This is a genomic window from Ideonella sp. FW305-24 (genome assembly GCF_058788035.1).
This window is the reverse complement of the sequence record NZ_JBYTAI010000009.1, coordinates 133,727-146,894: the sequence shown is the minus strand read 5'-3', so window position 1 is coordinate 146,894 and position 13,168 is coordinate 133,727. Positions and strand designations below refer to the sequence as shown.

At 66.6% G+C, this 13,168-nt stretch carries 8 protein-coding genes; 3 read left to right on the top strand and 5 right to left on the bottom strand.

The window, feature by feature from the left end:
• Positions 1 to 2: 2 nt before the first annotated feature.
• On the bottom strand, positions 3 to 626 hold the full coding sequence (locus AC3WR5_RS22805) for a response regulator transcription factor (protein WP_141287582.1): 624 nt from the start codon (positions 624 to 626) through the stop codon (positions 3 to 5).
• On the bottom strand, positions 623 to 3,199 hold the full coding sequence (locus AC3WR5_RS22800; RefSeq protein ID WP_492487384.1) for a PAS domain S-box protein: 2,577 nt from the start codon (positions 3,197 to 3,199) through the stop codon (positions 623 to 625). The genes AC3WR5_RS22805 and AC3WR5_RS22800 overlap by 4 nt, the downstream gene beginning before the upstream one ends.
• 224 nt (positions 3,200 to 3,423) lie before the next feature.
• On the opposite strand from AC3WR5_RS22800, the gene aceE reads away from it, so the two are divergent.
• The 3 genes from aceE to lpdA all read left to right on the top strand — a co-directional run bounded on the left by aceE (position 3,424) and on the right by lpdA (position 9,786).
• Positions 3,424 to 6,132 carry a pyruvate dehydrogenase (acetyl-transferring), homodimeric type gene (aceE, locus tag AC3WR5_RS22795; protein WP_492487382.1) on the top strand — a complete coding sequence of 903 codons (2,709 nt, stop codon included), beginning with the start codon at positions 3,424 to 3,426 and terminating at the stop codon, positions 6,130 to 6,132.
• 128 nt (positions 6,133 to 6,260) lie between these two features.
• Positions 6,261 to 7,943, top strand: coding sequence for a dihydrolipoyllysine-residue acetyltransferase (gene aceF / locus AC3WR5_RS22790; protein WP_492487380.1), 1,683 nt, complete (start codon positions 6,261 to 6,263; stop codon positions 7,941 to 7,943).
• Positions 7,944 to 7,956: 13 nt separating this feature from the next.
• Complete coding sequence (lpdA, locus tag AC3WR5_RS22785) at positions 7,957 to 9,786, top strand: dihydrolipoyl dehydrogenase (RefSeq protein ID WP_492487378.1); 1,830 nt, start codon at positions 7,957 to 7,959, stop codon at positions 9,784 to 9,786.
• A 66-nt stretch (positions 9,787 to 9,852) separates the two neighbouring features.
• On the opposite strand, the gene AC3WR5_RS22780 is transcribed toward lpdA, so the two are convergent.
• The 3 genes from AC3WR5_RS22780 to AC3WR5_RS22770 all read right to left on the bottom strand — a co-directional run bounded on the left by AC3WR5_RS22780 (position 9,853) and on the right by AC3WR5_RS22770 (position 13,001).
• A complete protein-coding gene (locus AC3WR5_RS22780; RefSeq protein WP_492487377.1) occupies positions 9,853 to 10,359 on the bottom strand; it encodes a DUF6265 family protein in 507 nt (168 codons plus the stop codon).
• A gap of 60 nt (positions 10,360 to 10,419) precedes the next feature.
• Complete coding sequence (locus AC3WR5_RS22775; RefSeq protein ID WP_492487375.1) at positions 10,420 to 11,754, bottom strand: L,D-transpeptidase family protein; 1,335 nt, start codon at positions 11,752 to 11,754, stop codon at positions 10,420 to 10,422.
• A 71-nt stretch (positions 11,755 to 11,825) separates the two neighbouring features.
• Positions 11,826 to 13,001: a YybH family protein gene (locus tag AC3WR5_RS22770; protein WP_492487373.1), complete on the bottom strand. Its 1,176-nt coding sequence runs from the start codon at positions 12,999 to 13,001 to the stop codon at positions 11,826 to 11,828.
• Positions 13,002 to 13,168 lie beyond the last annotated feature (167 nt).

Genomic DNA, 13,168 nt, shown 5'->3' with positions numbered 1-13,168 from the left:
GTTCACCCCTTGTGGGATGCACCGAGGGCGATCTTCAGCAGATCGGCCACGGTGTTGGCGTTGAGCTTTTCCATGATGTTGGCGCGGTGCGCCTCCACCGTCTTGATGCTGATGCCCAGGTCGTCGGCAATCTGCTTGTTCAGGCGGCCGGCGACGATGCGTTCCAGCACCTGGGCTTCGCGGGTGGTCAGGCGAGACAGCAAGGCATCGCGGCTGGCCTGTTCCTGGTGTTGCGAGAAGGCCGAGCGGGCCTGGTCCAGCATGCGCTCGACCAGCGAAACCAGCTCTTCTTCCTTGAAGGGCTTCTCGATGAAGTCCATCGCGCCCTTCTTCATCGTGGTCACGGCCATCGGCACGTCGCCATGGCCGGTGATGAACACAACAGGCAGCGGGCTCTTGCGCTCCAGCAGCCGGTCCTGCAGTTCCAGGCCGCTCATGCCGTCCATGCGGATGTCGGCGATCAGGCAGGCGACTTCGCGCGGGTCGAAGCGGGACAGGAAGGATTCGGCGGAATCGAAGCACTTGACCCGATAGTCCTTGCCCTCCAGAAGCCACTGCAACGAGTCGCGCACGGCCTCATCGTCGTCGACCACGTAGACGGTACCTTTTTTGGGGATCAGGCTCATGAAGCTGTGGCGTTCGGGTTGGCTGCGGCTGCCACATCAGGTACCTCTGGCACCGGCTGGGCATCCACGCGCTGGGTCAGGTCAACAGGCAGGGTGAAGGCGAACCGGCACCCTGTCACGGTTGTGCCATTGTAGAGGTTCTGCGCCCGCATCCGGCCGCGGTGGGACTCGATGATGGACCGACACAGGGATAGCCCTATGCCCATGCCTTCGGCCTTGGTCGAGAAAAAGGCTTCGTAGAGGCGCGACAGCACCTCTTCCTTCATGCCCGGTCCCATGTCGCTGACGCTGAACTCGATCACGCCGCCTTCTTCGGCCGTGTGGCGCGGCACCACGCGCAGCTCGATGTTGCGGCGTGCGCTGGGCAGTCCGGCGCTGTCGATCGCTTCGGCGGCGTTCTTCAGCAGGTTCATCAGCACCTGCTCGATCAGGATCGGGTCGCACATCAGCGTGGGCAGGCGCTGCGCGACATAGGTGTGGATCGCCACCTTGCGCCGGCGCAGCTCGATGCCCGCCAGCTCGACCGCGTCGTCGACGATCTCGCTGGCCTGCGAGGGCTGGCGCTGAGGCTCGCTCTTCTTCACGAAGGCGCGGATGCGGTGGATGATCTGCCCGGCGCGCTCGGCTTGGCGGCCGGTCTTCTGCAGCGCGGCGATCAGGTCTTCGGTGTTGATCGACTCGTTGCGCACCCGGCTGACCATGCCGTTGCAGTAGTTGTTGATCGCCGTCAGCGGCTGGTTCAGCTCGTGCGCGACCGACGAGGCCATCTCGCCCATGGTGATCAGCCGGCTGGTGACCTGGGCTTTCTCGGCCTGCTGCTGGGCCTGTTCCTCGACCCGGCGGCGGCTGGTGATGTCGGTGGCGATCAGCATCTGCGCCAGCCGGCCGTCGGTCCACTGCAGGTAGCGGGTGCGCACGTCGAACCACATCGCCAGCGGCTCGACGTAGATCTCGTGCGGGTGCGCGCCAGCTTCGGTCAGCTCCTGCGTCGGCAGGCCGGACAGGCCGTCGACCTCCTCGTCCGCCTCGGCCTGGTAGCTTTGCGCCGGCGTGCTGTGGGCGAGTTGCCCATGGCCACGGGCGTCGGCACCAAACCACAGCCGGTACGAGCGGTTGGCGAACAGCAGCTCGCCCTGCTGGACCGACAGCACCGACACCGCCGCGTCCAGCCCTTCCAGCACCGTGGTGAAGCGCTCGTGCGAGGCCGACAGCTGGTCGCGGATGCGCTTGGCCTCGGTGATGTTGGTCATCGAGGTCATCCAGCCAGTCTGCAGGCCTCGCGGGTCGATCAGCGGCGAGACGTACATGCGGGCGTCGAAGATCGAGCCATCCTTGCGCATGACCTTGACCTCTATGCCGCCGGCCGGGCTGCGCCCCTGCAGTTCCTGTTGCAGCAGTCGGGTGTTTTCCTCGACCCGGTCGGGCGGCCAATACGGGAAGGGCGGCTTGCCGTCCAGCAGGTCGGCCTCGGCGTAGCCTGTCATCGCGCAGAAGGCCGGGTTCACGTAGGTCACGCGGCCTTCCATGTCCATGGCCCGCATGCCGGTCAGCATGGAGTTTTCCATCGCCCGGCGGAAGTTGGTTTCCTGCGCCAGCGCGTTCTGGATCTGCGCCCGCCGCCGCATGTGCTTCCAGGTGCCCAGCAGCATCCAGACCGTCAGCACCGACAGGGCCACCACCATCCAGAACAGCGTGTTGCCGATCAGGCCGATGGAGGTGCGGTAGCCCTGGCCGCGCAGCATCAGGCCATTGGCCATCGGCGCCAGCGGCACCTCATGCTGCAACGACGGGGGCACGACGGGCTGGCCCGGCATGGCCGTGACGGTGCTGGCCAGCGGCTGCAGCTCCGGCCCGACCACGCTGATGATGTGCCGGCGCGAAACTTCGCTGGGCACGTAGTAGCGCACCAGCGACTCGATCGAGTATTCGACGATCAGCGTGCCGGCGAAGTTGCCGCGGTCGATCAGCGGCACCTGCACCTGGAAGACCGCCATGCCGTCGGCGTCGGTGAACGGGCGGGAGTACACCGGCTGGCGCGTGTCCCGTGCCGCGATAAAGGCGGCTTCTGACGCCAGTGCCAGGCCTTCGCCCGGGAAAGACGGGTTGTGCTTGGCGGGCTTCTCGGATGTGACGGACTCATAGGACAGCACTGCCTGGGAGGCGCGCACCTGGCGCTGCGCAGTGACCCAGGTCAGGTGGCGGACCTCGGGGCGCTCGCGCTGGAAGGCGGCGGCATGCGGCAGGAACTCCTCGGGCGCGATGTCGCGCGTTGCCAGCTCGCGCGCCATGCGCACCAGCTGTTCCTGGTTCTCGATCAGGTGCAGGCGGATCTGCTGCTGGGAGATTTCGGTGTCGCGCCGCAGTGCTTCGCCGGCCCGTTCAATCTCCTCGTTGCGCAGGTACCAGAAGGTGGCGGTGATGGTTGCGAGAAACATCAGCACCGAAATCAACGGGGCGATGGTTGCAAAGCGGTCCTGGCGCGAGGGAGATTGCTGCCGCCACCAGCGCCGGAACAGGCGGTGCAGCAGGCTGTTGGGGTGGCTGGCGGAAGGGATGTCTCGGGCAACGGGCATGGCGGGGCGATTATCGATGCCGCTTGCGGCTTGGGGCAGCGCCTGGGCGCGGGTTTTCGCGTGGGCCGGTGCTGCAGGTTTGCCCAACCATTGGGGCAGCCGGTTCCAGGCCTGAAGGAGGATGGTGAATTCATAATGTGAAAAGCACAATCGCAATTTGAAAATTCACGAACCCTGTGCCAAACTGCGCGCCGACCTTTTAGAACCCCGTTTGAGGAGACACCATGTCAGCCGTGCCTGAATCATTCTTGGGCGCGTCGGCCGTTGATGCCGATGCGCAAGAAACCCGTGAGTGGCTGGACGCCTTGTCCGCCGTCATCGATTCAGAGGGGCGTGATCGCGGCCATTTCCTGCTGGAGCAACTGCTCGAGCACGCCCGCCAACATGGCGTGGACCGCCCGTTCTCGGCCACCACCGGCTACGTCAACACGATCGAGCCGGAAGACGAAGCCCATTGCCTGGGCAACCTGGAAATCGAGGAGCGCCTGCGCGCCTACATGCGCTGGAACGCGATGGCCATGGTCGTCAAGGCCAACCGCCTGCATCCGGCCGATGGCGGCGACCTCGGCGGCCACATCTCGTCCTTCGCCTCGGTTGCCACGATGTTCGGCGCCGGCTTCAACCACTTCTGGCACGGCGACGACGGCGTGCACGGCGGTGATCTGCTCTACATCCAGGGCCACTCCTCGCCCGGCATCTATGCCCGCGCCTTCATGGAAGGCCGCATCAGCGAAGAGCAGCTGCTGAACTTCCGCCAGGAAGTCGATGGCAAGGGCTTGTCCAGCTACCCGCATCCGAAGCTGATGCCCGAGTTCTGGCAGTTCCCCACCGTCTCGATGGGCCTGGGGCCGCTGATGGCGATCTACCAGGCACGCTTCCTGAAGTACCTGCATGCGCGCGGCATTGCCGACACATCCAAGCGCAAGGTCTGGGTCTTCTGCGGCGACGGCGAGATGGACGAGCCGGAAAGCCTGGGCGCCATCGGCCTGGCTGCGCGCGAGAAGCTCGACAACCTGATCTTCATCGTCAACTGCAACCTGCAGCGCCTGGACGGCCCGGTGCGTGGCAACGGCAAGATCGTGCAGGAGCTGGAAGGTGAATTCCGCGGCGCCGGCTGGAACGTCATCAAGCTGCTGTGGGGCAGCTACTGGGACCCGCTGCTGGCGCGCGACAAGGACGGCCTGCTGAAGAAGGTCATGATGGAGACGCTGGACGGCGACTACCAGGCCATGAAGGCCAATGACGGCGCCTTCGTGCGCAAGAACTTCTTTGGCCGCCACCCCAAGCTGCTGGAAATGGTCGCCAAGATGAGCGACGACGACATCTGGCGCCTGCAGCGCGGCGGCCACGACCCGCAAAAGGTCTATGCCGCCTATCACAAGGCCGTCAACACCCAGGGCCAGCCGACGGTCATGCTGGTCAAGACCGTCAAGGGCTTCGGCATGGGCAAGGCCGGCGAGGGCAAGAACACCGCCCACCAGGCCAAGAAGCTGACCGACGAGGACATCAAGGCCTTCCGCGACCGCTTCAACATTCCCATTCCCGACAGCGAGCTGGCTTCGCTGCCGTTCTACAAGCCGGCCGAAGACACGCCGGAAATGCGCTACCTGCACGAGCGCCGCCAGGCCTTGGGCGGCTACCTGCCCAAGCGCCGCGTGAAGGCTGAAGAATCGCTGCCGGTGCCGGACCTGCCGTTCTTCCAGTCGGTGCTGGACCCGACGGCCGAGGGCCGCGAGATTTCCACCACGCAGGCATACGTGCGCGTGCTCGGCGCGCTGTTACGTGACAAGCAGCTCGGCCCGCGTGTCGTGCCCATCCTGGTGGACGAGGCGCGCACCTTCGGCATGGAAGGCCTGTTCCGCCAGATCGGCATCTACAACCCTGAAGGCCAGAAGTACACGCCGCAGGACCGCGACCAGGTCTCCTACTACAAGGAAGACAAGGCTGGCCAGATCCTGCAGGAAGGCATCAACGAAGCGGGCGGCATGGGCTCGTGGATCGCCGCGGCCACGTCGTACTCGACGAACAACCGCGTGATGATCCCGTTCTATGTCTATTACTCGATGTTCGGCTTCCAGCGCATTGGCGACATGGCCTGGGCCGCGGGCGACATGCAGGCGCGCGGCTTCCTGCTGGGCGGCACTTCGGGCCGCACCACGCTGAACGGTGAAGGCCTGCAGCACGAAGACGGCCACAGCCACATCCTGGCCGGCACGATCCCGAACTGCGTCAGCTACGACCCGACCTTCGCGCACGAGGTCGGGGTGATCATGCAGCACGGCTTGAAGCGCATGGTCGAGAACCAGGAAAACGTCTTCTATTACCTGACCCTGCTGAACGAAAACTACCCGATGCCCGGCCTGAAGCCTGGCACCGAGGCAGAGATCATCAAGGGCATGTACCTGCTGGACGAGGCCGCCAAGGGCAAGAGCGCCACCGTCAACCTGCTGGGCTCGGGCACCATCCTGCGTGAGTCGCAGGCGGCCAAGGAACTGCTGGAGAAGGACTGGGGCGTGGCAGCGAACGTCTGGAGCTGCCCAAGCTTCAACGAACTGGCCCGCGACGGCCAGGCCTGCGAGCGCTGGAACCTGCTGCATCCGACTGAGACCGCGCACGTGCCGTTTGTCACGCAGCAACTCGGCGCGCATTCCGGCCCGGTCATCGCGTCGACCGACTACATGAAGAACTACGCCGAGCAGATCCGCGCCTTCATCCCCAAGGGCAAGACCTACAAGGTGCTGGGCACGGACGGCTTCGGCCGCAGCGACTTCCGCAGCAAGCTGCGCGAGCACTTCGAGATCAACCGCCACTACATCGTCGTCGCGACGCTGAAGGCGCTGGCCGACGAAGGCACGCTGCCGCTGGCCAAGGTGGCCGAGGCGATTGCCAAGTACGGCATCAAGGCCGACAAGATCAACCCGCTGTATGCGTGATCACCCCCGAGGCGCGTAGCGCCTCCCCCTTGAAGGGGGGCGCGCCTGCAGACCGGCAAAGCTGGCTCTGCGGACGCCGCGGGAATTGATTTGACGCCTTGCGTACTGAATTCAACGGAGACATCCGAATGGCATTGGTAGAAGTGAAAGTCCCCGACATCGGAGACTTCAAGGACGTGGCCATCATCGAGCTGCTGGTCCAGGTTGGCGACACGATCAAGCCCGAGCAGAGCCTGGTGACCGTCGAGAGCGACAAGGCCTCGATGGAAATCCCGGCCTCGACCGGCGGCGTGGTCAAGGAACTGAAGGTCAAACTGGGTGACACCATCAGCGAAGGCTCCGTGCTGCTGACGGTGGAAGCAGAAGGCGCCGCTGCACCGGCTACCGCGCCCGCGCCAGTTGCTGCCGCAGCGGCTCCGGCGCCTGCACCCGCGCAAGCTGCCACACCGGCGCCTGCGCCGGTTGCAGCGCCGGCTGGCCCGTCGCGCATCGAGGTCGTCGTGCCCGACATCGGCGACTTCAAGGACGTGGCCATCATTGAGTTGCTGGTCAAGGTCGGCGACACGGTCAAGGCCGAGCAAAGCCTGCTCACCGTCGAGAGCGACAAGGCCTCGATGGAGATCCCCTCGTCGCATGCCGGCGTGGTCAAGGAACTGAAGGTGGCGCTGGGCGACAAGATCAACCAGGGCCAGCTGATTGCCGTGCTGGAAGGCGAGGGTGCTGCTGCGCCTGCGCCCGCCGCAGCACCCGCACAGGCCGCCGCCGCGGCGAGCCCGGCGCCAGCCACGCTCACCAGCGCCCCGGTCGAGCGCACCGCGCCCACCGCGGCGCTGCCCGCGCACGAACCCGGCACGCCCAATGGCCAGTTGCCGCACGCCTCGCCCAGCATCCGCAAGTTCGCCCGTGAACTGGGCGTGCCGCTGGCCGAGGTCAAGGGCTCCGGCCCCAAGGGTCGCATCACCCAGGGCGACCTCGAAGGCTTCGTCAAGAACGTGATGGCCGGCGCAGTGCAGACGGTCGCGCAAAAGGCCAAGGCACCTGCGGCGGCCACTGGCGGTGGCGCCTTCCCGGGCCTGCTGCCGTGGCCCAAGGTGGATTTCGAGAAGTTCGGGCCCATCGAGCGCAAGGACATGAGCCGGATCAAGAAGATCTCCGGCGCCAACCTGCACCGCAACTGGGTCGTGATCCCGCACGTCACCAACCACGACGACGCGGACATCACCGATCTGGAAGCCTTCCGCGTGCAGCTCAACAAGGAAAACGAGAAGAGCGGCATCAAGGTCACGATGCTGGCCTTCATGATCAAGGCCACCGTGGCTGCGCTGAAGAAGTTCCCCGAGTTCAACGCCAGCCTGGAAGGCGAGGGCGACGCGCAGAAGCTGGTGATGAAGCAGTACTTCCACATCGGCTTTGCGGCGGACACGCCCAATGGCCTTGTGGTGCCGGTGATCAAGGATGCCGACAAGAAGGGCATCTTCCAGATCAGCCAGGAAATGAGCGACCTGGCCAAGAAGGCACGCGACGGCAAGCTGGGTCCGGCCGACATGAGCGGCGGCTGCTTCAGCATCTCCAGCCTGGGTGGCATTGGCGGCAAGTACTTCACGCCCATCATCAACGCGCCTGAAGTCGCCATCATGGGCGTCTGCAAGAGCAGCATCGAGCCGGTATGGGACGGCAAGGCCTTCCAGCCGCGCCTGATCCTGCCGCTGTCGCTGAGCTGGGACCACCGCGTGATCGACGGCGCCGCAGCCGCTCGATTCAATGTGTATTTCGCTTCGTTGCTGGCGGACTTCCGCCGCATCGCACTTTGATCAGGAGCACGACATGGCACTGATCGAAGTGAAAGTCCCGGACATTGGCGACTTCAAGGACGTGGGCGTCATCGAGTTGCTGGTCAAGCCCGGCGACACGGTGAAAGCCGACCAGAGCCTGATCACGGTGGAGAGCGACAAGGCCTCGATGGAAATCCCGTCGTCGCACGCCGGCGTGGTCAAGGAACTGAAGCTGAAGGTGGGCGATGTGGTCAACCAGGGCTCGGCGATCCTGATGCTGGAAGCGGCCGAAGCAGGCGCTGTGGCACCTGCACCTGCAGCCGCGGCTTCCGCACCCGCACCGGCTCCGGCTCCGGCGCCCACCGCTGTGAGCGCACCCGCACCTGCGGGCTCGTACAGCGGCGCGGTCGACCTCGAATGCGACCTCGTCGTGCTCGGCGCCGGCCCTGGCGGCTACTCCGCCGCCTTCCGCGCTGCTGACCTCGGCCTGAAGGTCGTCATCGTCGAGCGTTACGCCACGCTGGGCGGCGTCTGCCTGAACGTCGGCTGCATCCCGTCCAAGGCGCTGCTGCACGTGGCCGCGGTGATGGACGAAGTCAGCCACATGGCAGCCCTCGGCGTCGAGTTCGGCGCGCCCGAGCTGGACATCGACAAGCTGCGCGGCCACAAGGACAAGGTCGTCGGCAAGCTGACAGGCGGCCTCACGGCCATGGCCAAGATGCGCAAGGTCACGACCGTGCGCGGCGTCGGCCAGTTCATCGATCCGTACCACCTGCAGGTCGAAGAGACCGAAGGTGCGGAGGGCCAGGCCAAGACCGGCGCGAAGAAGGTCGTTCGCTTCAACAACGCCATCATCGCCGCCGGCTCGCAGGCGGTGCGCCTGCCGTTCTTCCCGCAGGACGAGCGCATCGTCGACTCCACCGGCGCGCTGAACCTGAAGGCGGTGCCGAAGAAGATGTTGATCGTCGGTGGCGGCATCATCGGGTTGGAAATGGGCACGGTCTACTCCACGCTGGGTGCGCGCCTGGACGTGGTCGAAATGCTGGATGGCCTGATGCAGGGCGCCGACCGCGACCTGGTGAAGGTCTGGCAGAAGCTCAATGCGCCACGCTTCGACAACATCATGTTGAAGACCAAGACCGTGGGTGCGACAGCCACGCCCGAAGGCATCAAGGTGCAGTTCGAGGCGGCTGACGGGACCAAGAGCGAGCAGACCTACGACCTGGTGCTGCAGGCCGTGGGCCGCACGCCCAACGGCAAGAAGATCTGCGCTGAAAACGCCGGTGTGGCCGTCGGCGACCGTGGCTTCATCCCGGTCGATGTGCAGATGCGCACCAACGTGCGCCACATCTTCGCCATCGGCGACCTGGTGGGCCAGCCGATGCTGGCGCACAAGGCGGTCCACGAAGGCCACGTCGCCGCGGAAGTCATCGCCGGCGAGATCAAGGGCGACGATGCACTGGCCAAGAGCCAGTTCGACGCCCGCGTGATCCCCAGCGTCGCCTACACCGACCCGGAAGTCGCCTGGGTCGGCCTCACAGAGGACCAGGCCAAGGCGCAAGGCATCAAGGTCAAGAAGGGCCTGTTCCCGTGGACGGCCTCGGGCCGCGCCATTGCCAACGGCCGCGACGAAGGCTTCACCAAGCTGCTGTTCGACGATTCGCCCGAGGCCCACGGCCATGGCCGCATCCTGGGCGGCGGCATCGTCGGCACGCATGCTGGCGACATGATCGGCGAGATCGCGCTGGCCATCGAGATGGGCGCAGACGCAGTGGACATCGGCAAGACCATCCACCCGCACCCGACGCTGGGAGAAAGCCTGGGCATGGCGGCGGAAGTGGCACATGGCTCCTGCACGGACCTGCCACCGCAGAAGCGCTGATTCGGCGCTTCTCCGCAAACCCCAAGGAGCCGCACCCGCAAGGGCCGGCTCCTTTTCATTTCCAGCTCAGCGCGGCCCGTCGCAGGCGATGCGCTTCATCGGAAAGTCGATGCCACGCAACTCGCCGTTCCGTGGGCCTTCGATGCGCGCCAGCAGCCGGTCGTTGCCCACCGCCTGGTAGATCACCGTCTGCGGGAAGTCGTGCTGCGGGTTGCTGAAGCGTGCCTGGCGCTCACCGACGGCGGCCAGCGCAAAAGCGGTCGGCGGCCGGCCTTGCGGCTGCGCCACGAAGCTGAGCTTGCCGCTCGCATCCAGCTGGAACTGCATGAACTCGAACTCGCGCAGCTGGCCGCGCTGCAGCGTACGGCTCATGCCCAGCATTGCGCCGCCGGCCGGCGCCATCCATTGCTCCACCGTGCCGGCTTCGCCGCCGTCGAGCTGCCAGCAGCCGGCCAGCCAGGCCACCGGAGTGAACGGGTCGGCGGTGGCCTGGCCTTGCAGGGTTGGACTGGTGACCACCAGCAAGGTGGCGCTGGCCAGCGCGGCCAGCAACTGGCGTGAAGCAGGGAACATGGGCGGCTCCGGCAGTGATGCCGTAGATTGTGGGCCGGCCGCGCTTGCGCGACCAGACGCTCAGCGCACCGGGCCTTCGGCGACGATGCGCCAGTCCGCGCCTTGCTGGCCCCAGTACTGGCGCACCACGCGGTCGCGCTTGACAGTGGCGCCCGCGCGTTCGCGGAAGGTCACGACCAGCATGGGCGTGTGGTCGTGCCAGGTCAGCACGCTCACTTCGTCGACCGCGGCCGGTGGCACCTGCAGCCGGCTGCGAAAGCGCTCGGCCTGTTCGCCGGTGACCGCCAGTGTGGCGTTGGGTGCGTACAGCGGGTCCAGCAGCGCCGGCGTGCCTTGCAGCCGCGCGCGCTGCCAGGCGCTCCAGGCCTGCTCGAAGCTGGCTGGCAAAGCGCCGGCCTGGGCAGGCGCCACCCAGTGGATCTCTCGGGTGATGACCACGGGCGTGTCGCGTTCGGGCAGCGTCGCCATCAGGCGCAGCAGGTCGTCGTTGGCCATCGCCACGCAGCCGTCGCTGTCCAGCGGAGGACGTGAGTAGGTGCTGGTCGGCACGCCGTGCAGCAGGATGCCGCTGCCGGTACGGCCGTCGTTCTTGTCTAGCGCGTTCGGGTAGTTCAGCGGCAACGCGCCAGCGCCAAAGCGAAGGTCCAGCTGGGCATGCGCCACCGCATTCAGCGTGTAGTACACGCCCAGCGGCGTCTTCTGGTCGCCCTCTGCTTGCTTGTCCACGCCCTGCTTGCCGACCGAGACGTAGAAGTCCTGCACCAGCTGCAGGCCTTGCGCGTCATGGCGGAACAGGTACAGGCGCGAGCGCGAGGCGTCCACCACGACGGCATGCGGCACCGAGGCCGGCAGCCGCACCAGCTCGGCCGGTACCAGGCCGGCGGGCGGGCGCTGCTGCAGCGCGTGCAGGCGGGCAGCGGCTTCCTGTTGCAGGCCGGTCAGGGCGTCCCCCGTGGCAGAAGCCTCGGGTGCAACGGCCATCGCCGCGGCCGGCCGGCCGAAGCCCGCCAGCGGCTGCACATGGGCCGCCAGCAGGTCGGCATGCAGCAGCTGGCCGAGGCGGAACTGCGGGTAGTCGTGGGAGAGGGCGGTGGTGACCTGCAGCGCGGCGTCCAGCCGGCGCTCGCCTACCAGCCGGTAAGCGGCCAGCAGGCGGCTTTCGGCGCTGCCGCTCAGGGCTTCGGGCTCGGCGACCTCGCTGTCGCGCCAGGTCGGCAGTTCGTCGGCCAGCTTCAGCTTGCCGCTGCCACGCAGTGCGTCAGGGGCGACGGCTGCGCGGGCGTCCCAGGCGTGGCGGCCTTGCGCGGCCCAGCCGAGCAGCACGGCACCGGCCACCAGGCTCAGCAGCCATGCGCCGCGGTGCCGGGTCGTCAGGGGGCGTTGTTCACTCGTCATCGAATCAGGTCAGGGGCGGCGGGCCAGCGCATGTCAGGCCGCCACCAGGGCAGGGCCGGTCGCGGGCAGGGTCACCCGCCGACGGACTCTTGCTTGATCTGCCATTTTCCGTGATCCGAGCGCTGCATTTCCAGCGTTTTGCGACCTGTCGTGCTCAAAGTGTCCGAGCTGTAGGCCTGGCGGAATCGCACCGTGGCCTGATTGCCCTTGACCTGCACGCTCATGTCCGCCAGCTCGACGCGGATCTTCTTGCGCGGCGCGATGCGGGCCTCGCGGTCCTGTTCCCAGGCCTTGCGGGAGGCGGCCTGGCCCTTGAAGTCCGGCGCGTAGGCTGCGAAATAGCCGCTCATGTCACGGCTGCTCCAGGCGGTGGCCCAGGCCTTGACGGCGGCCTCGACCTCGGCCTGGCCTTCCGGTGCGACGGCTTGCGTCGGCTTGGCCACTTCAGGTTTGGTGGCTTCAACCTTGGCGGGTTCCGGTTTCGGCTTGGCCACGGCCACCGCCGTGCTGGCCGGTGCGGCGGCAACGGAAGGCGCGATCGCTGGTGTTGGTGCCGGTACCGACGGGGCCACGGCAGGTGCAGCGGCGATGACCGGCGGCTTTTTTCTCGGCATCGGCGGCGGGGCCACATTGGGCGCGGCCGTCAGTTCACGCAGCAGTGCCAGCTTGGGCGCGCTGGTGGCATCGGTCTTGTCCAGCTGCAGCGCCTTGTTGTAGGCCTGGCTGGCGAGCTGGGCGTAGACGTCGCCGAGGTTCTGGTAGGCGGTGGCGTAGGTTGGATTGGTGCGGATCGCCTTGTCCAGCGCTTCGCGGGCCTTGTCGTAGTCACCCATGGAGCCGTAGATCACGGCCATGTTGTTGTACGGCGCCGGCATGTCCGGGTGGTCTTCGACCAGCTTCTGGAACACCGTCAGCGCCTCCTGCTTGCGGTCCAGCATGGACAGCGCGACACCGCGGCGAAAGCGCATCTGCGCGTCCTTGGGATTGCGGGCCAGGGTTTCGTCGATCAGCTTGAGCGCCTGCGCGTGCTGGCCTTCGCGGATCAGGCGCTGCACTTCGCTTGCTTCGGGTGACGCCGCGGCCGGCTTTGAGGCCGCCGCCGGGGCGGTGGTCTGTGCACCTGCGGGCAGGCTGACCAGCGCGCTCAGGGCCAGCAGCCAGCCACAGCTCAGGCTTCGCACCGGCCCGGCGGCCCGGTCAGCGTGAAGAATCGCCTGGGACGCAAGTGGGGCACGGGCAAACAGCATGGGCAGGCGGTCAGGTGGCAAGTGGGCAGGCAAGCAACAAAATGGGCCGGGCGGCGACTGGCGCTGCCCAAAGCCCGCCGAGTCTATCCAAATTCGCGTGTTTCACTGGGACGAACCGCGCTGGGCATGCGCAAAGCCTGCGGGTTATGCCCCGTTTCTGCGTCGAT